Genomic DNA, 24,944 nt, shown 5'->3' on the forward strand with positions numbered 1-24,944 from the left:
TGTCAGGAAGGGACCGGACCCGGCCTGTCCTGCGCGCTCGGAGCGGGCCCGCCCTCCGTGAGCCGACGCGAGACCGCACGGGCCGCCGCCCGGACCGCCGGGCCGTAGCCCGCCTCGGCGAAGCCGCTGCTGGGCGCCACGACGGACAGCGCCGCCACCACCTCGCCGCCGTCGCGCACCGACGCGGCCACGGTGCCGACCGGCCAAGGGTGCCGCTGCCGCAAGAAGACGAAATCGGCCCGGCGCACCTGCGCGAGGACCCGGCGCAACTCGGCCGCGGTGGGGACGTCGTCGTTGCCCGGCTCGGGCCGGTAGGCGTCGATCGCACGGGCCTGGACCTCGGGCGGCGCGAAGGCCAGCAGCACCAGACCGACGCCCGTCGAGGCCAGCGGCAGGCGGCCGCCCACGCGGTAGCGCACGGGGCTCGCGTCCAGCGCCGACAGGCGCTCCACCAGCACCGCCTCGTCCTCGTCCCGCACGGCGAGCAGCACGTGCTGCCGGGTGACGTGGAACAGGTCCTCCATGAACGGCATCGCAACGGACCGCAGGCCGTGCCCGCGCGGCGCCAGCGAAGCGGTCTCCAGCAGCCGCAGCCCCACCACGTAGCGCCCGTCCTCCAGGCGCTCCAGCGCTCCCACCCCGACCAGCGAGCGGGCCAGGCGCAGCGCGCTGCTGCGCGGGATGCCGCTGCGCCCGGCGAGCTCGGAGAGGGCGAGCGCGCGGTGGTCGCTGTCGAATGCGCCGAGCAGCGCGAAGGCACGGTCAATGACCGGCTGGCCCTCGGCGGGCCGACCGCCCCGGCGTGCCTGACCTGAGTCAGCCGCATTCTGTGTTTCATTCATCGGAATCACCCATGCCACTGTACGGTCACCCTTCCTACCGTGGCAGCTGTACCGCGTACGGGCCACCACCGTACGGAACAGCCACCACCGAGGAGACCCAATGACCCCGACCGGACTCGTGGACGTCCACGCGCACTTCGTGACCGACGGCTACATCGCGGCGGCCCGCTCCGCCGGCATCGAGCATCCCGACGGGATGCCGGGCTGGCCCGAATGGAGCGTCGATCAGCAACTCGACCTGATGGACCGCTGCGGGATCGAGAAGTCCTACCTGTCGGTCTCTTCCCCCGGTGTGCACTTCGGGGACGACCACGCCGCCCGCACGCTGGCACGCGAGGTCAACGCCTTCGCGGCCTCGGTCCGCGCCGCCCACCCGGAGCGCTTCGGCCACTTCGCCTCCCTGCCGCTGCCGGACGTCGAGGGCGCGCTCACCGAGGCCGGCCACGCTCTCGACGTCCTCGGAGCGGACGGCATCGCGGTGGAGACCAACCACCACGGCCACTACCTGGGCGATCCCCGCTTCGAGCCGCTGTGGCAGGAGCTCGACCGACGCGGGACCCTCGTCTTCGTCCACCCCACCTCGCCGCCGAGTGCCGACGCCGTCGCTCTGGGGCGCCCGCGGCCCGTGCTGGAGTTCCTCTTCGACACCGCCCGCACCGCGAGCGACCTGCTCTTCCGTGGCGTCCTCGCGCGGTACCCGCGCATCCGCTGGATCCTGACCCACGGCGGCGGCGCGCTGCCCCTGCTCGCCGACCGTATGGAGCTGTTCCGCCCGATGCTCGGCGGCGCCGGGGACGCGGCCACCGTCGTCGAACAGCTGGGACGCCTCTGGTACGACATGGCCGGGACGCCCTTCCCCCGTCAGATCGCGGCGCTCGACGCCGCGTTCGGCACGGAGCGCCTGCTGTACGGGAGCGACTCCTGCTGGACCCCGCCCGCGGGGGTCCTCGCGCAGGTCGCCTCCGTCGACTCAGCCGCCCCGCCGCGCGAGGGCGACACCTGGCGCGATCTCACCACACGAAACGCCCGGCGCCTGCTCACCGCCGGAAGCTGAACCACTCCGCAGCCGAACCCCGGAAGAAGGACGCCACGCCTGCCAGCCCCGCCGCCGCCCTGCTCCTGCGCTCCGCCACCGTGATCGACACCCGCGACGGATCGCTCCACCGGGACGCCGACGTGCTCGGCCGGGGCCCGCTGCGCACCGTGGTGGCGACGGGGCGGGGGTTGAGCCGGCCGTCGCGGAGCTTTGCCGTCAGGGTGGGAGCGAGGCGACTGCCGTGGCCGGGGACACCCCGCAGGTCGGCCTCGGCCAGGGCTGCGGCGAGCGTCCTGGCTCCGGAGCGGTTCATCCCCGCGGCCTTGAACAGCCGCACCATGTAATCAGGTTGCTCCGCATGGTCGCGCGAGGCTTGGCACACACTGTGATCGCGGTCGTGTCGACACGGCCGGGCCCCGCCCACGGAGTAGCAACCAGCCCCGCATCATCACGCCGCGATGACTGAGGGGTCGGTGCTCGATCGGGTGGCGTCGCTGGTGCTTGGTGGCGGCCGTGACGATGCGTCTTCACCGTATTCGGCAACAACCCGGGGCCCGGGCCAGGCCGAAGATCAGCAGGACCAGGCTGCAGGTCGCCACGACCTCGCCAAGCCACAGATGCGGCGCCCACCGGGCATGGGTCGACCAGCGCACCAGCGGCTCGGCGAACATCGCATCCGCCAGCACCGCGCCGCCGATCGCCCCGGCAATCTGCGTGGGTACATAGGCCGCAACCTCCCGCAGGCCGGGCCCCTCCCCGCCGCGGCGGCCACTCCACCAGGCGGCCAGGGTGACCGCAGGGTTGAAGTGAGCCCCGGAGAGCGGGCCGAGCAGGGCGATCAGCACGCCGAAGCCGAACACGGTCGTGAGGGAGTTGGCCAGCAACTGCACGTCGACACGTCCGAGGACAGCTTGGTGGCCTGGATGCCGGAGCCGAACACGATCGCGACCAGCGCGCCGGTCCCGACGAACTCGACGGCTGCCCGGTGGCCCAGCGGGGCGAGCTCGGTCATCTCGGGCCCGCCGGAGCCTCAAGGAGCGAGGAGAGGCGGGCCAGAGCCGCGGGCAGCACCCAGCAGTAGACCCAGGTCCCGCGCCGCTCGGAGCCGACCAGGCCGGCCTCGCGCAGCACCTTGAGGTGGTGGGAGATGGCCGGCTGGGACACCTCGAACGGGTCGGTCAGGTCGCAGACGCAGGCCTCGCCGCCCTCATGGAAGGGCGATCAGCGACAGCAGCCGCAGCCGCACCGGATCCGACAGGGCCTTGCATCTTCGCCAGGCCGACGGTGTCTTCTTCGCCGAGCGGCTCGCGGAACCATCGGCGAGCAGCACGCGGCCGGGTTGTCCGGTCGAGCACCGGCAGTTCCAGATTCGACGTGCCTCTGTGTTGACAGTTATCCAATCCAGCGCCAAGGCGACTATATCAACAGCCGTCGATGCAGGACCCTGCCGCGCCGGCACTTGCCTCCGCTCCTGGCCCGTGGGCACCGGAAGCCACGGGAAGCCGCAGCGGCGCAAGGCCCTCCATCCCTCGGCCTGCACGCGGTCGGGCACTCGGTGGCTCCGGCGGGGCCCCGGTGACAGTTCCCGCTCGGAGCCCTCGGGGCCACTCGGCGGCCTTACACGTCCTGGGCAGCCACCCATGCCGCCCGTCCCCGCGCCACATCCACACTCACCCAGTTGTTCAAATTCAAACCAGGAAGTATCGTCGAAGCGATTCAGTTCAAGTTTAAACTTTACAGGAGAGACCCCATGCCGGTACGCCGCCTCAATCACGCGGTGCTCTACATCCGCGACCTCGCGACCTCGACCGCGTTCTACACCGAGGTGCTGGGCTTCAAGGTCGACACCGAGTTCCCCGGTCAAGCCGCCTTCCTCAGCGCGCAGGAGACGCTGAACGACCACGACCTCGGCCTGTTCGCGATCGGCGCCGACGCACCCGGCCCGCAGCCGGGCCGGGTCGGCCTGTACCACCTGGCCTGGGAGGTCGGCACGCTCGGCGAGCTGGCCGAGATCGGACGGGCACTCAACGAGCGCGGCGCGCTGGTCGGCGCCACCGACCACCACCACTCCATGTCCTTCTACGCCAAGGACCCCGACGGCAACGAGTTCGAGGTCATGTGGCGCGTGCCGCGCGAAGGCTGGCCGGCACCCGGCGAAATGCCGAAGATGGGCCCCCTGGACCTGGACGCCGCCATCGCCCGCTGGGGCACCGACCTGGCCACTGGCGCCGCCGCCGGCTCCGCCACCTGAGACCCACCCCGGAAACGGCAGGCGGACCTGCGGCTGGCCGTCGATGAGAACCCGGCCACCGCCGAGTTGCCGGCCGCCGTCCCGGCCGGCGCCGCCCGGATCGAGGACCTGGTGCAGCGCGGACCGGCCGCCTCGATGTGGCACCCGCTCAGCGGCCGGGGCGGGCGGCCGGTCCGCTCATGCCACGCCTCCCATGCTTGGAGTCGGTAGCGTGATCGGCCCGTGGGGCGTGGAGGTGGTCAGTGCACCGTCGCGACCGCGTTTGCCTGGGAGAGAAGCTCCTCCAGCTTCAGCTTCTGGGCTTCGAACAAGGGGAGGAGTGCGGTCCGCTGCTCGGGTGAGAGCTTGGGGATCCGCCGGCTCAGGAGCCTGCAGGTGCTGAGCCATTCGAGGAGTGCGGGGTCGGCGGCCCATCGCACGATCCGCTCCTGGACGTCGCCGAAGAACTGTATCCAGTCCAGGGCCGAGTCGGGGTGCTGCGAGGGTGCGCACAGCGCGTTCCTGGTGTCGTCGTCGGCGTAACTCGCCTCGATATGGGCGGTCAGTGCGGCGCTGAACACCTGCTGGCAGGGAACCACCGCCTGGAGCGTGATGCGTGCTTGGCCGAACACCGGCACCGTCGGCCGTCGCTCCAAGCCGTCGGCGGTGCAGTCGATGTAGAGGGTTCCGGCCTGCGCGGGAACGGTGGCCTGGTCGAGTTCGATCGCGTTCTCGTCGATGCGCTTGACCCTGCCGTGGCGGACGACGTCCTTGATGCGGCGCAGCTGCTCGAGTTCGGCGCGGGCGACCGTCGCGCAGCGGTATGCGGTCGGCTCGATGTCGGGCGACAGCCGCAGCAGCAGGCCGCTGTCCTCCAGGCCGGTGAACAGCTCTTGGGCTGTGTGAGCGCTGGCCACGGCCTCGCGGCGGGCCGCTTCCGTTTCGCCGTCGGAATTCCCGGGCTGCAAGTTGGCGCGGTCGAGCAGCCAGGAATCGCGGGGCATGATCCAGGTGATGTCGGACGGATCGGTGCCGCGGCTGAGCAGCCACAGGCAGGCGTCGATGCCGGTCTTTCCCGCTCCGACGACGGTGTAGTGGGAGGGCTGGTCCTGCAGGGCGGGCAGCTGGTTGGGGGTGATCAGGCGGACGCCGGGAGCGACCTCGTACTTGGGCGGCACCATGGCTGGCACCGTGACGTTCATGTAGGTGGCGTCCACGGTCCGTCGTTTGACGGTCACCTCGTAGCTGGCCCCGCTGACGATGGAGTGGAAGCGCTGGACGTCGGGCCGCTGTGGATCCGGGCCGTCGTAGAACGACTTGGGGAAATAGGAGACCCGGCCGGTCGGCAGGAGTGTCCTGCGCATCACCTGGTCGAAGTAGGCCAGGATCTCGCCGGCCGAGGCCAGCTCGTGCATGCCGGCGTTCCAGCCGTCCTGGTCCACCGTGCCGCTGCCCAGCGCACGGGAGTTGACGCCGTAGAAGGCGGACGGCTGATGCAGGCGGACGAAGGGGTAGGCGACCGTCCAGTGACCGCCGGGCTGGTCATAGCGGTCGACGATGGCGACCGTCGCATCGGTTTCGGCGATGAGGGTGTCGGCGAAGGCCATGCCCATGGCCCCGGCCCCGACGATCAGGTAGTCGACCTCGAGAGCTGTCGGCTTCAACGAACATCTTCCTTTCCGTGATCGTTCTTTGACGCTTGGTAGCCGGCCGTGCTCGGAGCGCGGCCGGCGGCTACCGGCGGAACACCGCGGCAGAGCCACGGCGCGTGAGGACCTTTCGTGGCGGCGAGCCTGGGCAACCAGGCAGGACGCGCAAGCCTGCCGAAAGGCATGGCAGCGGGGGGCCTTGACGGCACGCGGTGGCTCACACCGCCGCGATCACGACCGCGCGCAGATCCCGGCCCCTGCGGAGGCCGAGACATCAGGGCCCGCGAGGAGCACCTCGGGGTCTACGAAAACGCTCAGGCGCTGGAAGGGTTCAAGCCGGCGACCTGCTCTTCCTCGGCGGTCGTGAGGGCGACCGCCGGCATGCCCGTCAGCCCCGGGCGCACGCGCAGACCGTCCAGGACGATCGTCAGGTAGCGCCTCCACGCCGCGCTCGAGACCGGCTGGGCGTGCTGAATCACGCAGCTCACCATGTAGAAGATCAGAGGCAGATCGGTCGTCGCCAAGTCCGGACGCAGCGCGCCGGCGTCCTGGGCGCGACGCATGACCGCATCGGCCGCGGGCACGAACTTGCGGCGAGCCTGCGCCACCAGGGGGCGGCCCCCGACCTCGGAGAACACCACTTCCCGCAGTCCGCGATCGGCTGCCATCTCTTCCAACGCCATGGTCAGCAGGCCGACGAACCCCTCCCACGGATCGTCAACCGTCAGAGCCTGCTCGGCGAACGCCACCAGGGCATCGACACGCTCTTCGAACAGCTCGTTGATCAGCGCCTGCTTGTTGCCGAAAAGCCGGTAGGAAGTCGCTACTCCGACACCGGCGTGGCGAGCGATGTCGTCAAGGTTCACCCCCAGCCCCCGCTCGGCGAACACCTCCCGAGCGGCCTGGAGCGTGCGCTGCCGATTGGCCTCGGCATCGCGTCTCAGGCGCCGTGTGCCACGGGGCGCGGATGAATCCGTTCCGTCCATGAGCCCACAGTAGCAGTATCTGGAGTTGCCAACTCCAGATACATCGCTTCTCTCTCCAGGACGGCGGCGCGACAGGCGCTCCGGCCGCAAGAACCAGGCCCGTACAGCGCGTCTGCTGTACGCCGAGTGCGCTACGACCTACAGCTCTCGGGCCATCCTTGTCCGGGCGCGGCGCGGCGACCTTCGTCCCAGCTGCCGTGTCGGGGGTCGGCGGCGAGACGGGGGCGGCGGGTGCCGAGCTGGCGTCGGTGGTCGTCACGGCAGCCGCAGCGCCGGTAGACGCGTCCCCGGTTCCGGTCGCCGGAGGGATGTCGGCGCATGGTGATCGCCTCGAAGGATCGCGCGCGAGTCGTCCTTCTCCCAGTCTGCCTCCGTGAGGCGATCACCGTGCGACCACGAGCTCATGAAAAGTGGCTGTGACCTGCGGATCTCCCTTGGCCGGCGAAGGGACCGGCCGATCGATAAGCGTCAGCGGCCGATCGGCCGGTGGGGGCAAGGTGGTCAGGTGAGCCGGTCGCTGTTGGCGGCGGCGGGCCGGTTGGTGCGGTTGAGCATGGCGGCAAGGAGGCGGACCGCCGTTTCTGCGTCGGTGAGTTCGTCGCTGGTGGGACGGTGGCCCCGAAGGTGCGGCCCGCGGGGGCGTCCAGGGCGCGCCAGTGGAGGATCGGATCGAGATGACTGGTGCACTGGGTGAGGAACCAGGCGAGATGGCCGTGGGTGCGGGCGATGGTTATGGCGAGGGCGGCGATGGCCTCGCGCAGTGCGGCGAGTCGCTTGATCGTTGGCAGCGTCTGGTGACTTTCGGCGGGGCCGATGGCGTCGTCCAGGACGGTGGCGGTTTCCCGGGCCAGGGCTGAGTCACTGGCGACGAGACTCCCAGTCCCGTCCGCGAGTTGGTGTTCCGCGTCGTGGACGACCTGCTCAATGGCCGTGGACATGCTCACCCGCGCAGCCTATCGGCCGCGCGGGGGCCTCCCCAGGGAGCCGCCCGGGTGCGACCTGCGGCTGGCGGGTTTGGATTTTGGGGTGTTTGGGGGTTTCGTCGTTGGACCGGTTGGGCCGTAGGCCGTGTCGCACCCCTGTGCCGCGCCCGGCCCGGTCACTGTGACCTGCACCGGGGAGTGACCTGTGACAGCAAGGCCGGGTGGGGCTGCCCGGAATCCCGCCGGAGGCGATCGAGGTCGACGCTGGGCCGATGGTCACCGTGAAGGCCGAACGCCGTTCTACCCCGCCGCCCGCCGCCCGCCGCCCGCCGCCCGCCGCCCGCCGCCCGCCGCCCGCCGCCCGCCGACGGCGGCCAGGCCGTTCCGGCGGCGGTGTGAGCCCGCCGGCGGCGTTTCGCGCCGGAGGCCGCCCGCCAGTTCCGTCCCGGCTGCCGCCCGGGCGGGCGGGAACCGTCAACGCGCTGCCTCCGGGGCTGCTTGCGGCCAGGGTGCGTTCTGGAGGCGATCGGGCAGCATGCCCGGCAGTCACTGTTCTGGCATCGGCATTGAGAGCTGCCGCCCTTCCGCGGGTGACATGCCGCCGATGGCGCAATGGCTCCTCGGGCCGGCTGGCCGCATCATGCTGTGAGGATTGACGGTCCGATCAGGAGCCCATGTGTACAGATCGCGTGAGCGGGTCCTTCAGCGGATCCGCCCATGGCCGGCGGGGCTGTGACGGCAGGGGGGCCGCGGCCCGACCCGGGCGGATCGGACCGGTCGAGGGGGTTCGGCGAGTGGCTGCTGGGGGTGCTGCTGGACCGCGCTCACGGGATGCCGCCGCAGCTGATCGCCCCGGTGATCGCGCAGGAGGTGGCCAGGGCCGGCGGCCGTGACCTGTCGATCCTGCTGCAGGACTACGAACAGCTGCTGCTGGTGCCGCTGCCCGGTGCGACCGTCGGCGAGCCCGAGCCGATCGACGGCTCCCCCGCCGGCACGGCCTTCCTGCAGGCCGACGCGGTCGAGATCGCCCGGGCCGATGGCGTACGGGTGTACTTGCCCCTGCTGGACGGCAGTGACCAGGTGGGCGTGATGGCCCTCACCCTGGACACCGTCGTCGACGACGACCGGCTTTTGCTGCGCAGAGTTGCCACCTTGGTCGCCGTGATACTGGCCGCCAAGCACAGGTACACCGACGAGTTCGTCCAGGCCCGGCGCCGTGAACAGATGAGCGTGGCCGCGGAGATCCAGTGGTCCCTCCTGCCGCCGCTGGCGATGTCCGTCCCGCGGGTCTCGGTGGCCGGAGTCCTCGAACCGGCGTACAACGTCGCCGGCGACAGCTTCGACTACGCCCTCAACGACGACATCCTGCACTTGGCCGTGATCGACGCGATGGGCCACGGTCTGGCCGCGGCCGCCATGGCGACCGTTGCCATCGGCGCCTACCGGCACGCCCGACGCTCTGGCATCAGCCTGTCCGGGATCTACGCGTTCATGGACCGGGCCATCGCCGAGCAGTTCGGGCCCGAGCACTTCGTCACCGCGCAGATGATGCGCCTGAACATCGCGACGGGCCGGCTGCAGTGGGTCAATGCCGGACATCCGGCGCCACTGCTGATCCGCGACCACCAGGTCGTCCGGCAACTGCACAGCCCCACCACCCTGCCCGTCGGCTTCGGCGGGGACGAGCCCCGGCTCAGCGAGCTGACCCTCCGGGCGGGCGATCGGGTGCTGTGCTTCACCGACGGCCTGATCGAGGAACACGAACCCGGCGGGGAGCAGTTCGGCCAGGAGCAGCTCATCGCCTGGGTCAACCGCATCGAGCACACCGAGGAAGGAGTTCGGGCGGTGGTGCGCTCGCTCTCCCGCACCCTGATGCAGCAGAGGGGCGGGATCACCAGCGACGACGCGACCCTCTTCCTGATCGAATGGCGCGGCAACGACACCGACCCACCATGACACTCCGGCCCGTTCCGACAACCACGCCCCAGCGGTGCGGCCCTCGACGGTGGGATCGATCATGACTGCGGTGCCGCAGCGCCGGCGAACCCGTCCCGGACGGGGCGTCACTGGTCGGAGTAGCTGAGGTCCCCCACCGTCCAGCTGCTGATGTCGGCGATGGCGATCCGGTACATGCCCCCGGTGTGGGGCAGACCGTAGCTGCCCTGCAGGATGCGGGCGACATGCAGATGCAGATGCGTCGGCCGCGCGACGGACAGCGCCACGTCGTCGCCGGTGGTGGGCGCCGAGAACAGCGCGGCGAAGGGCTTCAAGTGCTCGGAGGCGGCGAGGACTTCGGCCACCCGCTCGTGCCACAGGCTCTCCGGCGCCAGGCGGCCGGTGATGACCGCCCCCGGGACGACCACGGTCAAAGGCATCTGGTTGCTTCGCTCGGACTCCACCATCGCGGCGATGTCGACGAGCAGCCCATCAGGGTTCGACATGAACCAGAGGATAGTGCCCGCCGCAAGCCACCCGCACGGACACCCCGACCCGCGACGCCGCCGGACGCGACGCGGCAATTCCACTAGCTGTGATCACGGCATGGAAAAATGTGAGATGGCTGGGAGAGATACCGGGCGCGGTTCGGCCGCGGCCCGCCGGATCGCAGAGAGGCGGCCGTGAACGTGTCGGCCGTGGTGTTCTTCGGCGTGGCCCTCGCCACTCTGGTGCGTCGGCGCCAGGCGAACGGGCTCACGGCCTGCGTCGCCGCGGTCTTCGGCCTCCTGCTCGCCTCCAGCTCGGCCGCGCCCGCCGTCCACGACATCCTGGCCGCCGCGCTCACCGCCCTCGCACCCACCCGCTGAACGACACCGCCGTAGCGGAACCCCCGCAGGTCCGGGCCACTGCCCAGCCGGTAGTCTCCCGCCCCGACCGGGACGCCGCAGAGCGCAGACCCGGCACATGCACCGCCCCCGCCGGGGGCGCGAAGGAGAGTGGAGATGCAGCAGCCCGCCCCGACCACCGACACCTCCGTGCTCACCCTCTCCTCCTGACCCTCGATGAAGATCAGGATGATTGGAAGATCGCGAAGTGGGTCCCCTTTGATCCGCCGATCAGCGGTCAGTTTTCACCCGTCGCCGACAAGCCATCGTCATGGAACGTCATGGAAGAGGTGGTCCTCGGTCACGCATACGCGATCCCCGCATCCTGCCCCTCCCCCGGGCAGTGCGGACACCGCAGGCCGGCGAATCAGCCGGCAGCAGTAGTGCAGTAGATGGTGCAGTGAATCCGCATATCCCTGGGCCCCGGCGCACGACAGCGCCGGGGCCCTCGACCCGTTTCCCGAGAAAGAAAATGCTGGTGGAACAGGCCACCCTCGCCACCGACCACGACACGGCGGACCACATGAGCGCAGAGACCAAGTTCGACGACGACTACCCCGCCTACACCATGGGCCGGGCCGCAGAGATCCTGGGCACCACGCCGGGCTTCCTGCGCAGCCTCGACGAGGCCAAACTCATCACCCCCCCCCAGCGATCGGCCGGCGGCCACCGCCGCTACTCCCGCTACCAACTGCGCATCGCCGCCCGCGCCCGCGAAATCGTCGACCAGGGCACCCCGCTCGACGCCGCCTGCCGCATCATCATCCTCGAAGACCAACTCGAAGAGGCCCTGCGCATCAACGAACAACTCCGCCGCGACCACACCTGAGGAGAACCGGACTGCCGGCCCGCGACCTCCACGACGCGCGCCGCAGTCCCCCTCCGACCATGGCCGCCACACGAGACGCGATAAGGAGGGAGCCTGACCCGCCGGCACGCGCCCCTGCGGCTCGACCTTGCGGTCGCCAGAATGCCTCCTTGCGCCGACCGTGTGGTGGCGATGCCGGAATGTGCTCGACCGGGTCGTTCCGCGTGAACGCACACGCCGACCGATGAGACAGCCACCGCGGGCGGCGTGCACTGCCCGCGAGCTGCACGGAACGACGGCTGGCCGAGACTGGCGGAGCCCGGGCTCAGAGTTTGAACATCCCGGTGTACGGCTGAGTGATGCGTTCCTGCCGTGACCCGAAGTCGACGAGCACCGCGATGTCGCTGTCACCTTCGACACCGATGGCCCGGCCGAGACCGTACCTGTCATGAGTGACCCGGTCGCCGACGGCGAAATGCTTGCGGGGAGCCTCCACCCGGGCCTTGAACGGGCTGGTAGGCAGGTGGCGGGGGACTGCTGCGAATTTCGTCATCAGCTCCAGTATGCGCCGGAAAGCGCCAGGCGGGGCCTTCTCGACACCTTCGGTTCCCGGGGAGATCTTGAATGACGCGTCCGGCTCGCCCCCCTCGGCGGCGCCGGTGGGCGTGATCCGTCCCCTGACGACTGCCACCGTGAGGGTGACACGCCGCACCTGCGGCCATCGCACCGCGGGGCGGTCGGCCGGGCGGAGTGATCCACCCGGTCAACCAGACTGCTCTCCAGGCCCGTTGGCGGTCTCCTCCGTTCTGGCCCGGCAGCTCCAGGGATGGGCCCCCGACGATCTGGGGCGGAAATATCCCACCGCCGTGGGCCGCGGCCTGCTACTGTCGTCCTAGTTGCAGTAGTGGTTCCCATGAACTTTGTGTGCGCCTGCTCATGTTTCGCAGGCGCATTTTTTGTTTCCCGGCTCTTCCCCGGGCGGGTGCTCATCGCGGCGACTCGAAGCGCGCGCTGTGCGTGCTTCGGACAGCCCCTTGAAGGAGATTTCTTTATGGCTAATGGCACTGTGAAGTGGTTCAACGCGGAAAAGGGCTTCGGCTTCATCGAGCAGGAGGGTGGCGGCCCCGACGTCTTCGCCCACTACTCGAACATCAACGCCAACGGCTTCCGTGAGCTGCTCGAGGGCCAGAAGGTCGAGTTCGACGTCACGCAGGGCCAGAAGGGCCCGCAGGCCGAGAACATTCGTCCGCTGTAGTTCCTGCCACGGCACCCGCCCAGCAGCGAGGGGCCCGCACCGCGCACACGCGCCTGGTGCGGGCCCTTCGGCATTGCGCCACGCGCATTTCCCCGGGCCGTTCAGGCCCCGTGGCCCCGCCACCGCCGCCCATCCCCACGCGAGACGTACAGCGCCGCGTCCGGATCGGCGCCCTGCCGTGCCATCGCACGGCTTTGAGGTTCCTCGCTCCCGCTCCGCGCGGTGAGCGCCGACCGTAGGTGACGTGCCGCACGGTTACACCGTCCACGCTCCGCTCCCCATACTTCCGGCCTGTTCCGTTGAAGCCTCCTGCCGACGCCCTGCGCTGCGGAGCCGCCTCGCGACGTGCCGCCCCGGGAAGGTTTCACATGAACCGCTCCAGTCGCTCCTCGTACCAGAACGCCAACTCCCGCTCCTCGGCATCCTCCCGCTCCGGCGGCAACTCCTTCTACGGCGACCGCCCGGTCGGCGGCCGTAGCTCCCGCCAGGGCTCCGCCCAGCAGGGCGTGGCTGGCGTCGAGGATGCTGGCAGCTTCTTCCCGCACCTGCAATTCCGGTCAACCTCAGTGGCGTTCGCTGGTCTCCCGACGCTCCTCCAGGTTCGTACCGACGTCTGGCGGAAATGTGCCGCTCCGGTTCTGGCGGCCCCCGTCGTGCAGTGACGCTGATGGGTATTCACCTGGCGTACTAACGTACCAACAGCCCTCGCGGCGTTCGGAGGCGGTCAGGGTGAGCGGCACAGCTCGGGCCACAGGCATGGACGGGCGACGGCCAATCTCGGGGCATCGTTCGGAACGGTCGAACACCCTGCGTGCGGCGACACGCCGTCCGCTCCGCGTTCAAGGGCGCGTTACCGCCTGCCAGGGGCTCGGAGCCCGGGGTCGCTGGTTGGTACTTCCCCGAGAGCGGCCGACGTCGTCGTATCGGGCGTGAGCGGATTCGAGGTCAGGGCAGGGTGAGGATGCGGGGGCCGTCTTCGGTGATGGCGATGGTGTGCTCGATGTGGGCGGCTCGGCTGCCGTCGATCGTGCGCAGGGTCCATCCGTCGGGGTCGGTGCGGTAGTCGTTGCGTCCTCCGGCCATGAGCATGGGTTCGATGGCGAGGGTGAGGCCGTGGCGAAGGGGGAAGCCGCGGCCGGGGCGTCCGTGGTTGGGGAGGTGGGGGTCTTCGTGCATCCGGCGGCCGATGCCGTGGCCGCCGAAGTCGGTCGGCATGCCGCAGGCGGCCTTGCGGGCGACCGTGCTGATGGCATGGGAGATGTCTCCGATGCGGTGGCCGACGGTGGCGGCGACGATGCCGGCGTCCAGCGCCTGCTGGGTGGCGGCGATGAGGGCCAGGTCCGCCGGGCGCGGGGTGCCGACGGTGAAGCTGATGGCGGCGTCGCCGGTCCAGCCGTCGAGTTCGGCGCCGCAGTCGATGCTGACCAGATCGCCGTCGCGCAGCCGGTAGTCGTCGGGGATGCCGTGCGCGACGGCGTCATTGACGGAGGCGCAGATCACTGCGGGGAAGGGGGCGGGGGCGAAGGAGGGCTGGTAGCCCAGGAATGGGGAGCGTGCCCCGGCTTCGGTCAGGACGGTGCGGGCGGCCTCGTCGAGCTCGCGCAGGCGAACTCCCACGGCGGCCGCCGCGCGGGCGGCTTCGAGTGCGTGGGCCACGACGCGTCCGGCCTCACGCATCAGCTCCAGTGCCGTGTCGGTCTTGATCTCCACCATGTGTCGTGTCTCCCCGCGATGCGACGTTGCCCAATACTTATACCGGTATTAGTATCACGGGCATGGTGCGAGTTCCTTTGAGTCCGCAGGAGCGGCAACGCGGGGAGCGCTTCGGGGCCCTGCTCCGCCAGGCCCGTGGTGACCGCAGCATGGTCGACGTGGCTGCGATGGCCGGGGTGTCCGCGGAAACGCTCCGCAAGATCGAGACCGGTCGGGCCCCGACCCCGGCCTTCTTCACCGTGGCGGCCCTGGCCTACGCGCTGGACCTGTCGCTGGATGACCTGGCCGCCGCCTGCGCGGAGGATGCCGATGGCGGTGACCAAGCCATGTCGGCGTGAATCTCAGGAGACCTGCCGTCTCGCCCGGAAGGCCGATGTCCCTGACATGGCACGGGAACACCGGCCGTCGCTGCACACCAGGCCACTGATCACTTCTCGGCACGGCTCGGGCTCTCACGTCAACCCCCGAAGGACTACGAGAGCCGACCACTCAACGAAGGGATGACCATGGGTGCCTCGGTAATCCAGTTCTTTTACGAAGCGATGAAGTCGCAGGACCCAGCCGCACTGGCCGCGACGCTCGCCGACGATGTCGTCATCACCGAGCCCTCGGCACTGCCGTACGGCGGGACGACCACGAGCCGCGACGAGTTCTTCCAGAAGGTTCCCGGCTGGCTGGATCAGTTCTCGACGTGGCAGTTCGTCGAGGGAGAGATTTTCGGGGACGGTGACCGGCTCGCCGGCCTCTGGAGCGCGGTCTTCACCGCGCGCGCCAGCGGTGAGACCTTCCGCTATCAGCAGTTCGAGCGGTACGAGGTGAGGGGCCGCACGATCAGCAAGGTGGACGTCTACCAGTCCGACATGCAAGGGCTGATCGACTTCTTCAAGAAGAACGGGCCGGTCTGGTAGGGAAGGACGATCTCAGCCAGGTCACCCGGCTGCTCACCCACGTTCTCGACGCGGACGCGGACGCGGACGCGGCCGAACCCGAGCCCGACCTCGAACCCCAGCACCCCCGGGCATAACGACTCCAGGCGGAAAGCCGCGCCCTTCGCGGCATAGCAGGCGAGCATGCAGTGGCCGCCGCTCAGTTCGCTCACGGAGCCGACGTTGGTGATCGAGCAGTTGGCTGCGCGCAGGTGCCGGATCGTGCGTCCGGACGGCATCGTCGCATGGGCCACCGCGCAGCACGCCGCGCCGTCCACCAACGACTTTGGCACCGGCACCCTGCTGGACGCCGTCGTGGTCCGGACCGTGCTGGTGCCCGCGCCGGTGGGGATCGCGGGCCGGGCGGACCGGTGACCGCAGCACGAAAGGGTTCTGAAAGCTGCGCCTTCCTACGGTGACCGATGACCTGGAAGACGCCTACTCGGACCCATCCTCAGGGGGATCTGATGGAACGACTCGGAATTTGGGTGACCCGGCACCGCCTGGCCGTCGGACTGCTGTGGCTCGCCATCACCGCTCTCGGCGTGGTGCTCGCGCCCTCGCTGTCCGGCCGGCTGCAGCCCGGCAGCCACGTCAACGGCCCCGCCTTCACCGCCAACACCGAGATCACCGCGCACTACGGCGGCGCGGCCGCCGACCCCGGCGTGCTGATCCTCAACACCCCTGCCGGGCAGACCATCGACACACCGCAGGTCAAGCAGGACCTCGCGCGGATCGACGCCACGCTCGCCAAGGCCGCCCCGGACCTGCACGTCGTCTCCTACGCGGCCAACGGCGACGCCGCGCTCGTCGGCACCAACCGGACCAGCACCATCGTGCTCGCTTTCCCGCCGAAGCCGAACGACGACATCGGGCCGGAACAGGTCGACCAACTGACCGCCGCAGCACGCCAGGCCGCACCGGACCTGACCGTCAACGGCACCAGCTACCACGCCCTGGAAGCCGGGAACACCACCGGCGGCGGCAACTCCTCGGTGCTCACCGAACTGCTCATCGGGGCCGCCGGCGCGCTGCTGGTCCTGGCATGGGTGTTCGGCTCGTTCCTGGCGCTGCTGCCGCTGCTCACCGCGTTCATCAGCGTCCTGACGATGCAGGTCCTCATCTACGGCCTCACCTACGTCGTGCCGTCGTCCTCGCCGCTCAACCCCTCGGTGCAGTACATCGTCGCGCTGCTGGGGCTGGGCCTGTCGATCGACTACTCGCTGCTGGTGGTCACCCGCTGGCGCGAGGAGCGCAGCGCCGGGAGGTCCAACGACGAGGCGGTGCTCGCCGCGATGAAGCGGGCCGGGCACAGCGTCTGGTTCAGCGGCGTCGTCGCCTCGCTCGGGCTGTTCGCGCTGATCGTGATCCCCAACTCGGTCGTGCGCGGGATCGGGATCTCCGGGCTGTTCATCCCGTCCACCGCGACGCTCGTCGCGCTGACCCTGCTGCCTGCGATCCTGTCCAAGGTCGGGCCGCGGGTGGACTGGCCCCGCCGCGCGTCGCGCCGCACGTCGGCCAGCCGGTTCTGGACCGCCTGGTCGGTCGGCGTGATCAAGCACCGGGTGCTCGCGGCAGTCGTCGGCCTAGGCCTGCTCGGCGCGCTGGCCGGCACCGCGACCACGATCGACATCGCCCAGCCGACCACCCACGCCATGGCCTCGGCCGGCAGCTACACCGACGGTCTGCACGTGCTGGAGGCCGACGGGTTCCCGTCCGGCACGCTGACCGCCGTCCCGGTCTACGTCCCGCACGCCGCCGACGCCCCGGCCGTCGTCGCGTCGCTGAACTCGCTGTCCAGCCTGCGCGGCGCCGCTGTGGCGGCCGGACCCGGCTGGTCGGCCGGCGACGGCTCGGCGCTGGTGGTCGCGATCCCGCAGACCGAGATCGGCAGTTCGCACAGCGGCACCGCGCTGGCAGACATCCGCGCGGCGGGCGGCTCGGTGGCACCCGGTGCGCTGGCCGGCGGCGACGGCGCGCAGCGGATCGACGCCACGAACGCCACGTACGGCTCGTTCCCGCTGCTGTTCGGGATCGTGGCGCTGGTGACGTTCCTGCTGCTGGCCCGGGGGATGCGGTCGCTGGTGCTGCCCGCGAAGGCGGTACTGCTGAACGTGCTCTCGGTGGCAGCGACCTACGGCATCCTGGTCCTGGTGTTCCAGCACGGCATCGGCATGCGGGCGCTGTGGGGCGCCGGCAGCTACGGCACGATCGACGCCTTTGCGCCGGTCCTGATCTTCGGATTCCTGTTCGGGGTCTCGATGGACTACGAGGTCTTCATCCTGGCCCGGGTCCGCGAGGGCTTTGATCGCACCGGGTCCACCCGTGAAGGCATCATCGAGGGTGTCTCCCGTACCGGGCGCCTGGTGAGCTCGGCCGCCGTGATCCTGTTCTTCGCGCTCGCCTCGCTGTCCACCGCCAACGACGTGACGGTCCGTGAGATCGCCGCCGGGCTGGCGTCCGGAGTGGTGCTGGATGCGATCGTGGTGCGGATGCTGCTGCTGCCCGCGCTGGTCTCGCTGCTCGGCGAGTGGAACTGGTGGCTGCCGGACCGGGCCCGCCGTATCCTGCGCTTGAAGTCCGCAGTGGGCTCCGGCATTCGCGCGGCGCGGCGCGAACCCGCGCACACCGCGCTGACCGTAAGGGACGCTGGATAGATGCGAGTGCTGGTGGTCGAGGACGAGCCGGACGTCGCCGAGGCCCTGGCCTGGGGTTTGGCGGCGGAGGGCTACGTCGTGGACGTCGCGGGCAACGGTGTGGACGGCTTGTGGAAGGCCGCGGAGAGCCCGCACGACGTGATCGTCCTGGACGTGATGCTGCCGGGGATGGACGGCTACCAGGTGTGCCGCACGCTGCGCGAGCGCGGGATCTGGACCCCGATCCTGATGCTCACGGCACTGGACGAGGACCTCGATCACGCCGAGGGCCTCGACAGCGGCGCCGACGACTACCTGCCCAAGCCGTTCTCCTATCCGGTGCTCCTCGCCCACCTGCGCTCCCTGACCCGGCGCGCACTCGGCGCCAGGCCGGCGGTGCTCACCGCGGCCGGCCTGGCGCTGGACCCCGCCGCACGCACCGTCACGCGCCATGGCCGGCCACTGGAGCTGACGACGCGCGAGGTCTCGGTCCTGGAGTACCTGCTGCGGGCGGCGGGACGGGTCGTGTCGAAGACCGAGCTGCTGGAACACTGCTGGGACGTCCACTTCGATGGCGACCCGGCGGCCGTGGAAGTGCTGGTGCACCGGCTGCGGCGCAAGATCGAGGCTCCTGACGCGGGTGGCGAGTCAATCGTCGAGACGGTGCGCGGGCAGGGCTACGTCATCCGGGAGCAGCCATGACCACGGCCGAGCGGATCAGGAGGCTGCGACCCGCGACGGTGCGCTCGCGGGTGACCATCGCGGCGGGCCTGGCGCTGACCGCCGCCGTCACCTTGGGCCTCGTCATCATGTATCTGCTCCAGGCCGACTCGGCACGACGCACGGTACAGAGCCAGGTGCGGACCTACGCCACCCAGGTCCAGCAGTCGGCCTCCGCCGACGGCACCTTCCCGAACCCGCTTCCGGCCTCCGCCCTCGACCCGGCCGCCGAGGCCCAGGTACTGACCGTCGACGGCCGCGTCCTCGCCGCCACCCGCACCCTTGCCGGACTGCCCGCCGTCTACGACCTGCCACCCGGTGCCACCTCCTCGGTCCGCCAGAAGGCCGCCGACGGCGTCGTCCCCGGCGAGGTCACCGTCTACGGCGAGCACGTCACTGTCGGCGGCCGAGCGGTGTCCGTCATCACCCTGACGCCCACCGAGCTGCGCGACCAGGTGAACGAGACCTTCGCGCGGCTGCTGATCATCGGACTGCCGGCCCTGCTGCTGCTGGCCTGCGCCACGGTCTGGCTGGTGGCCGGCCGGGCCCTGCGACCCGTCGAGCAGATCCGCCGTGTGGTCACCGACATCACCGACCTCTCGGCGGCCGACCTCACCCAGCGGGTCCCGGAACCCGGCACCGACGACGAGATCGGCCACCTCGCGCAGACCATGAACGCGATGCTGGCCCGCTTGGAGGACTCCGCCGCCCGGCAGCGCCGCTTCACCGCCGACGCCAGCCACGAACTGCGCAGCCCCCTCACGGCGATCCGCACCGGCCTGGAAGTCGGCCTCGCCCACCCGGACCGGGCACCGTGGCCCGACATTGCCAGGCGCGCGGTGAGACAGGCCACCCGCCTGGAGGAACTGATCAGCGCTCTGCTGCTGCTCGCGAAGACCGACGCCGGCAAAGCCGCCGCCCGCCGCGGACGCGTCGAGCTGGCACCGCTGCTGGCCGACTTGACGGAGACCACCGCATCAGCGTCCGTTTCCGTCTCGGTCGAGGTGCCGCCGGACCTGGCCGTCACCGGCGACACCGCAGACCTGTCGCGGCTCTTCCGCAACGTGCTCGACAACGCCGTCCGCCACGCACACACGACGGTTCGCGTCACCGCCGCCCCAATCGCCGCCGACCACACCGGTAGCGGCCTGGTCCGGATCACCATCGCGGACGACGGCCCCGGTATCCCCGCCGAGGACCGGGACCGGGTCTTCGACCGGTTCGTCCGCCTCGACGCCAGCCGCGAGCAGGTCAGCGGCTCGACCGGGCTCGGCCTGGCAATCGTCAGGGAGATCGCGATCGCGCACCAGGGGACGGTGTCCATCGGCGCGGCGGTCGAAGGCGGCGCGCTGGTCACGGTGACGCTGCACGCCGCGGGCAATGCCGTTTCATGAACTCCGGTGGGTGGATCAAGCCCACAAGCACCGTACGAGGGCCAGGCACTGTGACTGCCGGAACGTGCGGTGTTGGGATGGCGCTATACGGCCCGCAGCAGTCTTGCCGTGAGTGGGCTGAGTTCGACCGGCTCGTCCTCGCCGACGAGAACCGTCCCGCCGATGGTGACCATGTGGTCGCCGATTCCGCAGCTCGGCTCGAAGGCGAAGGACATGCCGGGCTCCAGGGTCATGTCGGCCAAGGTCGCAGGCCGTGGCGCCGCTATCGGGTACCGGTCGCCGCCAGCGGCCTGGATGGGTCCCCCGGGGATGCGGCTGAAGGCGCCGTAGGGATTCAGCCCGTGGATCTGAGGGCCGCGGAACCAGGCGCCGACTCCCTCGGCGGGCGCCAGCATGGCCTCGGAGACGTCTCCGAACGTCGCGCCCGCGCGAAGCGTCGCCAGACCTGCGGCGTAGCACTCGTTCGCGATCCGGGCGGCGTGCTCGATCGTCGGGTGGACCTCCCCGATGGCGATGGCGGCCTGGTGCTGGGTTTGACGGCCGCCGAAGGTGCTGAAGATCTCCGTGGCGATGAGGTCGCCTTCCCGCAGGATGCGCGGTGCTTGCGGCCGGTAGCCCCACGTGGGCTGCCCGGATGCCGATGGTGCCGGGCCCGAGCAGAAGTGCATGTGGGGCGCGAGGGCGCCGTGCCGGTAAGCGGTGGCCATGGCCGCGGCGAACACGTCCGCTTCGGAGATGCCCGGTGCGGCCGTGGCCACCATGGCCGCTGCCATGGCATCGCCGATGCGGGCGGCATGACGCACTACGGCGATCTCTTCGTCGCTCAGGGGCATCATGAGGCGGGCGAACGCGTGCCCGACATTGCGGAAGTCGGCGCCGGGCAAGCGAGTCAGCACGGTGTCCCAGAACGGGTACGGGATTCGCCCTTCGGGATGAGCGGGCAGGTAGGGGTCAAGGCCCATGATCCCGATGGATCCGCTGCCGAGCCCCAGATCCTTCAGGGTCTGGACGAGCTGATGGGACTGCCGGCCCAGACGCAGGTCGTTCGCGGCGAGCCACAGTTCGTCGCCTCTGTGCACTGCTTCTCGATGGTCGAAGAGAAACGTCGGGATCGGCACGAGCGCTGTCGGCGTCCGGTCGCGAGGGAAGACCAGAAGGACGCCCGGTCGATCATTGGTGAACCAGCTGTCGAAGGCGAAGGGCGCCGGTCCGGCGTCTCCTTCACCGAAGACGACCAGAGCGTCGAGACCCCCTGCATCCATGAAGCCGCGCGCCAAATTCCAGCGCCGGTCCCGCTCGGCCAGTGAGTAGACGGGAACGGACGTGCGCTGCACCGGTGGGAACATCATGCTGCTCGCCCCTCCCGCGATGTGGCGATGAGCGCGGTGGCGGTGTCGATGATGGTCTGTTCGGTGGGGCGGGGCTGCCAGCCGAGCTGGGTACGTGCCTTGCTGCTGTCGACGAGCCTCGTGCGGCCGAGCTCGTGCCGCACCATCTCCAGCTGCGGGTTGCGCCGCGCCAGCAACTTGACCACGAGGTCGGGCATGGTGCGCACGGGCACCTTGGCGGCTTCGTCCGGGAGCTTCTCGCGCAGGATGCGGGCGATGTCCCGGTACCACAGGAAGGTGCCCGAACCCAGGTAGCGCTCGCCTGCGGCGGCCGGGCTCGTCATGGCGAGAATGTGAAGTTCGGCGATGTCGCGCACGTCGACGACGTTCCAGCCGATGTTCGGCACGGCGGGAATCTCCCGGGCGAGCAGACGGCGGATGACCTCGACCGTGCCCGGCCTGTTCGCTGTGCCCAGGGTGGGCCCCTGCATGAAGGTCGGGAGGACGGCGGTCAGTTCGAGCCCGGTGGCAGCGGCGAGGTCCCAGGCGTCGCGCTCGGCGAGGATCTTGGAGTCGGGGTACGCGCGGAGCGGGGTGCCGGACGGTTCGGTCCAGGTCGTCTCGGTCGCGGGTGTGTCCGGATCGCCGCTGTCGGCCGTGACGCCGGACGAGGTGAGCACGGCACGCCTGACTCCGGCACGGGCGGCGGCACCCAGGACGCGGCGGGTGCCCTCGCGGGCGGTGGTGATGAGGTCCGCGCCCGGACCGAAGGGCATCGGTGAGGCGGTGTGCAGCACGTAGTCGGCGCCGGCGGCCGCCCGGTCCCAGCCGTCGTCGCCCAGGAGGTCGGCGGCCGCGAACTCGATGGTCCCGGCTGCCTGCCGGCCCGCTTGCGCACTTACGGCGTCGCGCACCTGCTGGGCCTTGTCGAGGCTGCGCACGGTGGTGCGCACCCGGTAGTCGCGCTGGAGCAGGCCCGTGATCACCCAGCCGGCCAGGTAGCCGGTCCCGCCCGTGACGAGCACCGTCTCACCGCTGTGGCTATCGGCCATTTGAGCCCCCAATATCATTGAGTTTCTCATTGATATTGAGAGGCTATCATAGGTCCATGACCGCAAGCCATGACGCGAAGGCACCGATGCCCAGCCCCGCGGACGCCGAGCGGAAGGCCGAGATCGTCCGTGTTCTCGTAGAGGTGGGGAACGCCGCGGACGCGATCGTGGCCCAGGTACTCGGCGAGTTCGGGGTCCCGACCTCCGTCGCCGGCACGCTGTGGGCGCTCGCCCCGGGAACCGAGCCGCCGACCATGCGGGACGTGGCGGCTCGCCTGAACTGCGACCCCTCCACGGTCAGCCTCGCCGCCGACAAGCTCCAGAGCATGGGACTCGTCGCCCGCCAGCCCCACCCCTCCGACGGCCGCAAGCGCACCCTGGCCCTCACCGAACAGGGCCACGAACTGTGGGAGGCCCTCCGGTCCCGGCTGCACGCCTCCAGACTGTTCACCGGCCTTGATGCGCAGGAACAGGACACCCTGCTGGCGCTGCTGACGAAGATGCGCAACCCGCAGCGCTCGTAGCCGGAGCCTGCACTTCTTCGGCCGGTCAACCGCCCGTCTTCGAAGTGGCGCTGAGGTTCCATAAGGCCGGCGCTGTGATCCAAGTGCCAACACCGGGTACCACGCCTGGGCCTCTCTGCTCACGCCACGCCCAGGTCGGATCGGCCCGCCGCCCGGGCCGCACGGTGGGCGAACTCGGGCACGGTCGCCGATGAGCCTGTCCCGCCCGGTCCCGCCGGGGTCCCGACGGTCGAGGAGGCGGCCCGCGGTGGTGATCGGCCGCTACCGCAGCTCCGCGACCGCCGCGCGGAGTTCGTCGAACGCGGCTCGGGTGAAGTCCGCCAGTTCGCCGGGGTCCTCGTCGTGGGCGGGATCCGCCCACTGGCCGTAGCCGAGCTTGAAGGCGAGCCCGCCGAGTTCGGCCGCCACCTGGGCCGTGGCCTCCGCGACGCCGCGTCGCGCCAGCGCATCGACCATGGCCGCGGCCATGCCGACGCTCTTCAACGCCGCGCGACTGCGCAACTCCTCGTTCGCCTCGATCGCCGCGTGCGGCAGCGGGCCGAGCGAGCAGTTGAACGCTGTCATCTCTCCTGATGCCCGCTCCAGGCCGGCCGCGACGGCCGTCATCGGCGTCGCTTCTGCAGGGGCGGCGCTGCTTCTTCTCCTGCGTGTCATCTGACCCGATCCACGTCCGGAACGGGACCCTGGACCTCCAGAGCGCCGACCAAAGCGAAGGGCCGAGTTGAACGGATCCGGTGCACGGATTGTCATGGTGACTGCTCGCGCAGTCGTCGGGCGGACGGCACGGCCGCCCTCCCGAGTTGCTCGACGGCCTGGCTCAGATAAGGGGCGGGGAAGTCGAGCCGCTTGCGTGTGGGAAGCAGCGAGGCCGCCGAACGGGCGGTGCGCAGGGTGGCGCCTGCGACGGGGCCGGGCAGGCCCGGGCGTCCGTACAGCTCGCGGGCCCAGGTCGGCAGCAGCGTGTAGCCGAGCTCGGAGGCCGCCGTCCACAGTGGTCGCAGCGGCCGCCATCGTCCGCGCAGAGGCGGTTGGTTGACGAAGCGGTGGATCAGCAGGGCCTCGGCGGAAGCGGTCAGGACCGGCCGGATGCCGGTCAGGTAGTCCTCCAGTTCGCCGACCGAGCCGGGGGCGTCACCGGCCGCCAGGCCGACCAGGGCCGCGACGTGACGCTGCTCGTCGACGTACCGGTCGGCCTGCGGGCTCGTCAGCCGCAGGCCGCCTTGCCGTACGGCGTGCAGGTTCGACCTGACCAGCGCGCAGTGCACCCAGAGCAGTAGGTCGGGGGCGTCCAGCCGGTACTGCGAACCGCTGTGCGGGTCGTGGATGCGCAGGCGCTCGTGCACGGCGCGCACCCGGGCGCCGGCCTGCTCGGCCTGTGCCCGGGTGCCCCAGGTGGTCGCCACGATGAATGAACCCGTGCCCACCAGGCGGCCGAAGGGATCGTCCTCGAACGAGGAGTTCTGGGCTATGCCGAGAGCCGCGATCGGGTGCAGTGCTTGGAGGTGGAGGGCGCTGATCCCGCCGATCCACATCGCGGGGTCGGCGTGCAGGTGCCAGGTCACCGAGGACGGGCCGAAGAGGCCCGCATCGGCGCGCTGTCGATCGCGGGGGAAGGAGGAGGTGTTGCTGCTCATGCAGATGCCTTACGGAGTCCACGGATCGGCCCCGTTCGCGTTTGGGCGCAGGACGGGGCCGCACGGGCAGCGGCCCTCGTGAGTGGTACCGCGCGCTCGGAGCAGCACGGCCGGCCGGTTGCCGGCATCGGTTCATTCCCTTCTGTAACGCTGTCAGGTGGTGTGCAGCCAGGCGGTGCTGTCGGGCGGCAGCACCATTCTCTCCTCCGGCAGGAGGGCGGCCTCGACGGCATGACCCGGGCCGCCGGCGCCTACACCGGCCCGGTGGACGGATTCCTGCGCCTGCTCGGTACCGGGACCGGCGTCGCCGAGGCGGCAACGACGGGATCCTCGCGGACTGCGGCCACTGACGCACGGGCGACTCGCTCCCGCCGGGGGGGGGGGGGTGGGAGGCGCCCCGCGGCCCCCCCCCCGACCCCCCCCCCCCGGGGGGAATATAAGCGCCAAAATAAGTCGGGCGCGGGCC

27 protein-coding genes and 2 pseudogenes are annotated in these 24,944 nt (G+C 70.6%); 15 read left to right on the forward strand and 14 right to left on the reverse strand.

Annotation, left to right across the window (positions count from 1 at the left end):
• Positions 1–2: 2 nt before the first annotated feature.
• Complete coding sequence (locus tag ACIRYZ_RS23120) at positions 3–842, reverse strand: IclR family transcriptional regulator (protein ID WP_402946969.1); 840 nt, start codon at positions 840–842, stop codon at positions 3–5.
• 100 nt (positions 843–942) lie between these two features.
• Here ACIRYZ_RS23120 and ACIRYZ_RS23125 point away from each other — a divergent pair, with 100 nt between their 5' ends.
• Positions 943–1,896 carry an amidohydrolase family protein gene (locus tag ACIRYZ_RS23125; protein WP_402946972.1) on the forward strand — a complete coding sequence of 318 codons (954 nt, stop codon included), beginning with the start codon at positions 943–945 and terminating at the stop codon, positions 1,894–1,896.
• Here the strand turns inward: ACIRYZ_RS23125 and ACIRYZ_RS23130 are convergent.
• The 3 genes and pseudogenes from ACIRYZ_RS23130 to ACIRYZ_RS23140 all read right to left on the reverse strand — a co-directional run bounded on the left by ACIRYZ_RS23130 (position 1,880) and on the right by ACIRYZ_RS23140 (position 3,195).
• Entirely contained in the window at positions 1,880–2,218 is a 339-nt protein-coding gene (locus tag ACIRYZ_RS23130; RefSeq protein WP_402946975.1) for an Ldh family oxidoreductase, read from the reverse strand. The two genes, ACIRYZ_RS23125 and ACIRYZ_RS23130, sit on opposite strands and share 17 nt — an antisense overlap.
• 214 nt (positions 2,219–2,432) lie before the next feature.
• Positions 2,433–2,890, reverse strand: a pseudogene (locus ACIRYZ_RS23135) (aquaporin); the annotation flags it as partial.
• Positions 2,887–3,195: pseudogene (locus ACIRYZ_RS23140) on the reverse strand (ArsR/SmtB family transcription factor). The pseudogenes ACIRYZ_RS23135 and ACIRYZ_RS23140, both read right to left, overlap by 4 nt.
• 433 nt (positions 3,196–3,628) lie before the next feature.
• On the opposite strand from ACIRYZ_RS23140, the gene ACIRYZ_RS23145 reads away from it, so the two are divergent.
• The gene (locus ACIRYZ_RS23145; protein WP_402946978.1) at positions 3,629–4,129 is read left to right on the forward strand and encodes a VOC family protein; all 501 of its coding nucleotides are present in this window, start codon (positions 3,629–3,631) and stop codon (positions 4,127–4,129) included.
• A gap of 239 nt (positions 4,130–4,368) precedes the next feature.
• On the opposite strand, the gene ACIRYZ_RS23150 is transcribed toward ACIRYZ_RS23145, so the two are convergent.
• Together ACIRYZ_RS23150 and ACIRYZ_RS23155 are read right to left on the reverse strand one after the other, a co-directional pair.
• Positions 4,369–5,772, reverse strand: a complete 1,404-nt coding sequence (locus ACIRYZ_RS23150) for an NAD(P)-binding protein (protein ID WP_402946980.1) — start codon at positions 5,770–5,772, stop codon at positions 4,369–4,371.
• 299 nt (positions 5,773–6,071) lie between these two features.
• Positions 6,072–6,743 (reverse strand): TetR/AcrR family transcriptional regulator, encoded by a 672-nt coding sequence (locus ACIRYZ_RS23155; protein WP_402946982.1) that lies wholly within the window; start codon positions 6,741–6,743, stop codon positions 6,072–6,074.
• 674 nt (positions 6,744–7,417) lie between these two features.
• On the opposite strand from ACIRYZ_RS23155, the gene ACIRYZ_RS23160 reads away from it, so the two are divergent.
• The gene (locus ACIRYZ_RS23160; RefSeq protein WP_402946985.1) at positions 7,418–7,600 is read left to right on the forward strand and encodes a hypothetical protein; all 183 of its coding nucleotides are present in this window, start codon (positions 7,418–7,420) and stop codon (positions 7,598–7,600) included.
• A 783-nt stretch (positions 7,601–8,383) separates the two neighbouring features.
• Positions 8,384–9,622: a PP2C family protein-serine/threonine phosphatase gene (locus tag ACIRYZ_RS23165; protein ID WP_402946988.1), complete on the forward strand. Its 1,239-nt coding sequence runs from the start codon at positions 8,384–8,386 to the stop codon at positions 9,620–9,622.
• A 107-nt stretch (positions 9,623–9,729) separates the two neighbouring features.
• On the opposite strand, the gene ACIRYZ_RS23170 is transcribed toward ACIRYZ_RS23165, so the two are convergent.
• Positions 9,730–10,107, reverse strand: coding sequence for a hypothetical protein (locus ACIRYZ_RS23170; protein ID WP_402946991.1), 378 nt, complete (start codon positions 10,105–10,107; stop codon positions 9,730–9,732).
• 177 nt (positions 10,108–10,284) lie between these two features.
• On the opposite strand from ACIRYZ_RS23170, the gene ACIRYZ_RS23175 reads away from it, so the two are divergent.
• Together ACIRYZ_RS23175 and ACIRYZ_RS23180 are read left to right on the forward strand one after the other, a co-directional pair.
• Positions 10,285–10,470 (forward strand): hypothetical protein, encoded by a 186-nt coding sequence (locus tag ACIRYZ_RS23175; RefSeq protein ID WP_402946993.1) that lies wholly within the window; start codon positions 10,285–10,287, stop codon positions 10,468–10,470.
• A gap of 541 nt (positions 10,471–11,011) precedes the next feature.
• Positions 11,012–11,317: a MerR family transcriptional regulator gene (locus ACIRYZ_RS23180; RefSeq protein WP_402947414.1), complete on the forward strand. Its 306-nt coding sequence runs from the start codon at positions 11,012–11,014 to the stop codon at positions 11,315–11,317.
• A gap of 304 nt (positions 11,318–11,621) precedes the next feature.
• Here ACIRYZ_RS23180 and ACIRYZ_RS23185 read toward each other — a convergent pair whose 3' ends face one another.
• Positions 11,622–11,849: a hypothetical protein gene (locus ACIRYZ_RS23185; protein WP_402947417.1), complete on the reverse strand. Its 228-nt coding sequence runs from the start codon at positions 11,847–11,849 to the stop codon at positions 11,622–11,624.
• Between the two features lie 498 nt (positions 11,850–12,347).
• Between ACIRYZ_RS23185 and ACIRYZ_RS23190 the strand changes: the two genes are divergently transcribed.
• Both ACIRYZ_RS23190 and ACIRYZ_RS23195 read left to right on the forward strand, forming a co-directional pair.
• Entirely contained in the window at positions 12,348–12,551 is a 204-nt protein-coding gene (locus ACIRYZ_RS23190) for a cold-shock protein (protein WP_030918248.1), read from the forward strand.
• A 368-nt stretch (positions 12,552–12,919) separates the two neighbouring features.
• Positions 12,920–13,213 (forward strand): hypothetical protein, encoded by a 294-nt coding sequence (locus ACIRYZ_RS23195; protein WP_402946997.1) that lies wholly within the window; start codon positions 12,920–12,922, stop codon positions 13,211–13,213.
• Between the two features lie 283 nt (positions 13,214–13,496).
• On the opposite strand, the gene map is transcribed toward ACIRYZ_RS23195, so the two are convergent.
• Positions 13,497–14,264, reverse strand: coding sequence for a type I methionyl aminopeptidase (gene map / locus ACIRYZ_RS23200; RefSeq protein ID WP_402947000.1), 768 nt, complete (start codon positions 14,262–14,264; stop codon positions 13,497–13,499).
• A gap of 62 nt (positions 14,265–14,326) precedes the next feature.
• Here map and ACIRYZ_RS23205 point away from each other — a divergent pair, with 62 nt between their 5' ends.
• Positions 14,327–14,602: a helix-turn-helix domain-containing protein gene (locus ACIRYZ_RS23205; RefSeq protein WP_402947003.1), complete on the forward strand. Its 276-nt coding sequence runs from the start codon at positions 14,327–14,329 to the stop codon at positions 14,600–14,602.
• A 162-nt stretch (positions 14,603–14,764) separates the two neighbouring features.
• Positions 14,765–15,172, forward strand: coding sequence for a nuclear transport factor 2 family protein (locus ACIRYZ_RS23210; protein WP_402947006.1), 408 nt, complete (start codon positions 14,765–14,767; stop codon positions 15,170–15,172).
• Here ACIRYZ_RS23210 and ACIRYZ_RS23215 read toward each other — a convergent pair.
• Positions 15,112–15,363, reverse strand: coding sequence for a hypothetical protein (locus tag ACIRYZ_RS23215; RefSeq protein ID WP_402947009.1), 252 nt, complete (start codon positions 15,361–15,363; stop codon positions 15,112–15,114). The genes ACIRYZ_RS23210 and ACIRYZ_RS23215 overlap by 61 nt on opposite strands.
• A 13-nt stretch (positions 15,364–15,376) precedes the next feature.
• On the opposite strand from ACIRYZ_RS23215, the gene ACIRYZ_RS23220 reads away from it, so the two are divergent.
• The 4 genes from ACIRYZ_RS23220 (at position 15,377) to ACIRYZ_RS23235 (ending at position 19,940) form a co-directional block, all read left to right on the forward strand.
• Entirely contained in the window at positions 15,377–15,565 is a 189-nt protein-coding gene (locus ACIRYZ_RS23220; RefSeq protein WP_402947012.1) for a hypothetical protein, read from the forward strand.
• A 92-nt stretch (positions 15,566–15,657) separates the two neighbouring features.
• Complete coding sequence (locus tag ACIRYZ_RS23225; RefSeq protein ID WP_402947014.1) at positions 15,658–17,847, forward strand: MMPL family transporter; 2,190 nt, start codon at positions 15,658–15,660, stop codon at positions 17,845–17,847.
• A complete protein-coding gene (locus tag ACIRYZ_RS23230; protein WP_402947017.1) occupies positions 17,848–18,528 on the forward strand; it encodes a response regulator transcription factor in 681 nt (226 codons plus the stop codon).
• Positions 18,525–19,940, forward strand: coding sequence for an ATP-binding protein (locus ACIRYZ_RS23235; protein WP_402947020.1), 1,416 nt, complete (start codon positions 18,525–18,527; stop codon positions 19,938–19,940). Before ACIRYZ_RS23230 ends, ACIRYZ_RS23235 begins: the two co-directional genes overlap by 4 nt.
• An 83-nt stretch (positions 19,941–20,023) precedes the next feature.
• Here ACIRYZ_RS23235 and ACIRYZ_RS23240 read toward each other — a convergent pair whose 3' ends face one another.
• Positions 20,024–21,289: a M24 family metallopeptidase gene (locus ACIRYZ_RS23240; RefSeq protein ID WP_402947023.1), complete on the reverse strand. Its 1,266-nt coding sequence runs from the start codon at positions 21,287–21,289 to the stop codon at positions 20,024–20,026.
• Positions 21,286–22,320, reverse strand: a complete 1,035-nt coding sequence (locus tag ACIRYZ_RS23245; RefSeq protein WP_402947026.1) for an NAD-dependent epimerase/dehydratase family protein — start codon at positions 22,318–22,320, stop codon at positions 21,286–21,288. The genes ACIRYZ_RS23240 and ACIRYZ_RS23245 overlap by 4 nt, the downstream gene beginning before the upstream one ends.
• A 56-nt stretch (positions 22,321–22,376) precedes the next feature.
• Here ACIRYZ_RS23245 and ACIRYZ_RS23250 point away from each other — a divergent pair, with 56 nt between their 5' ends.
• On the forward strand, positions 22,377–22,844 hold the full coding sequence (locus ACIRYZ_RS23250) for a MarR family winged helix-turn-helix transcriptional regulator (RefSeq protein WP_402947029.1): 468 nt from the start codon (positions 22,377–22,379) through the stop codon (positions 22,842–22,844).
• A gap of 261 nt (positions 22,845–23,105) precedes the next feature.
• On the opposite strand, the gene ACIRYZ_RS23255 is transcribed toward ACIRYZ_RS23250, so the two are convergent.
• Positions 23,106–23,408 (reverse strand): hypothetical protein, encoded by a 303-nt coding sequence (locus ACIRYZ_RS23255; protein WP_402947032.1) that lies wholly within the window; start codon positions 23,406–23,408, stop codon positions 23,106–23,108.
• A gap of 182 nt (positions 23,409–23,590) precedes the next feature.
• Positions 23,591–24,478: an oxygenase MpaB family protein gene (locus ACIRYZ_RS23260; protein WP_402947034.1), complete on the reverse strand. Its 888-nt coding sequence runs from the start codon at positions 24,476–24,478 to the stop codon at positions 23,591–23,593.
• Positions 24,479–24,944 lie beyond the last annotated feature (466 nt).

Origin of the sequence: Kitasatospora sp. NPDC101155, assembly GCF_044768305.1 — a bacterium.
Taxonomy (GTDB): Bacteria; Actinomycetota; Actinomycetes; order Streptomycetales; family Streptomycetaceae; genus Kitasatospora.

What these genes read in the sequence shown, in the direction of transcription:
- ACIRYZ_RS23120 (WP_402946969.1), bottom strand. Translation starts at nt 842, where the DNA reads ATGAATGAAACACAGAATGCGGCTGACTCAGGTCAGGCACGCCGGGGC.
- ACIRYZ_RS23125 (WP_402946972.1), top strand. Translation starts at nt 943, where the DNA reads ATGACCCCGACCGGACTCGTGGACGTCCACGCGCACTTCGTGACCGAC.
- ACIRYZ_RS23130 (WP_402946975.1), bottom strand. Translation starts at nt 2,218, where the DNA reads ATGGTGCGGCTGTTCAAGGCCGCGGGGATGAACCGCTCCGGAGCCAGG.
- ACIRYZ_RS23145 (WP_402946978.1), top strand. Translation starts at nt 3,629, where the DNA reads ATGCCGGTACGCCGCCTCAATCACGCGGTGCTCTACATCCGCGACCTC.
- ACIRYZ_RS23155 (WP_402946982.1), bottom strand. Translation starts at nt 6,743, where the DNA reads ATGGACGGAACGGATTCATCCGCGCCCCGTGGCACACGGCGCCTGAGA.
- ACIRYZ_RS23160 (WP_402946985.1), top strand. Translation starts at nt 7,418, where the DNA reads ATGACTGGTGCACTGGGTGAGGAACCAGGCGAGATGGCCGTGGGTGCG.
- ACIRYZ_RS23165 (WP_402946988.1), top strand. Translation starts at nt 8,384, where the DNA reads ATGGCCGGCGGGGCTGTGACGGCAGGGGGGCCGCGGCCCGACCCGGGC.
- ACIRYZ_RS23170 (WP_402946991.1), bottom strand. Translation starts at nt 10,107, where the DNA reads ATGTCGAACCCTGATGGGCTGCTCGTCGACATCGCCGCGATGGTGGAG.
- ACIRYZ_RS23180 (WP_402947414.1), top strand. Translation starts at nt 11,012, where the DNA reads ATGAGCGCAGAGACCAAGTTCGACGACGACTACCCCGCCTACACCATG.
- ACIRYZ_RS23185 (WP_402947417.1), bottom strand. Translation starts at nt 11,849, where the DNA reads ATGACGAAATTCGCAGCAGTCCCCCGCCACCTGCCTACCAGCCCGTTC.
- ACIRYZ_RS23190 (WP_030918248.1), top strand. Translation starts at nt 12,348, where the DNA reads ATGGCTAATGGCACTGTGAAGTGGTTCAACGCGGAAAAGGGCTTCGGC.
- ACIRYZ_RS23195 (WP_402946997.1), top strand. Translation starts at nt 12,920, where the DNA reads ATGAACCGCTCCAGTCGCTCCTCGTACCAGAACGCCAACTCCCGCTCC.
- map (WP_402947000.1), bottom strand. Translation starts at nt 14,264, where the DNA reads ATGGTGGAGATCAAGACCGACACGGCACTGGAGCTGATGCGTGAGGCC.
- ACIRYZ_RS23205 (WP_402947003.1), top strand. Translation starts at nt 14,327, where the DNA reads ATGGTGCGAGTTCCTTTGAGTCCGCAGGAGCGGCAACGCGGGGAGCGC.
- ACIRYZ_RS23210 (WP_402947006.1), top strand. Translation starts at nt 14,765, where the DNA reads ATGACCATGGGTGCCTCGGTAATCCAGTTCTTTTACGAAGCGATGAAG.
- ACIRYZ_RS23225 (WP_402947014.1), top strand. Translation starts at nt 15,658, where the DNA reads ATGGAACGACTCGGAATTTGGGTGACCCGGCACCGCCTGGCCGTCGGA.
- ACIRYZ_RS23230 (WP_402947017.1), top strand. Translation starts at nt 17,848, where the DNA reads ATGCGAGTGCTGGTGGTCGAGGACGAGCCGGACGTCGCCGAGGCCCTG.
- ACIRYZ_RS23235 (WP_402947020.1), top strand. Translation starts at nt 18,525, where the DNA reads ATGACCACGGCCGAGCGGATCAGGAGGCTGCGACCCGCGACGGTGCGC.
- ACIRYZ_RS23240 (WP_402947023.1), bottom strand. Translation starts at nt 21,289, where the DNA reads ATGATGTTCCCACCGGTGCAGCGCACGTCCGTTCCCGTCTACTCACTG.
- ACIRYZ_RS23245 (WP_402947026.1), bottom strand. Translation starts at nt 22,320, where the DNA reads ATGGCCGATAGCCACAGCGGTGAGACGGTGCTCGTCACGGGCGGGACC.
- ACIRYZ_RS23250 (WP_402947029.1), top strand. Translation starts at nt 22,377, where the DNA reads ATGACCGCAAGCCATGACGCGAAGGCACCGATGCCCAGCCCCGCGGAC.
- ACIRYZ_RS23255 (WP_402947032.1), bottom strand. Translation starts at nt 23,408, where the DNA reads ATGACAGCGTTCAACTGCTCGCTCGGCCCGCTGCCGCACGCGGCGATC.
- ACIRYZ_RS23260 (WP_402947034.1), bottom strand. Translation starts at nt 24,478, where the DNA reads ATGAGCAGCAACACCTCCTCCTTCCCCCGCGATCGACAGCGCGCCGAT.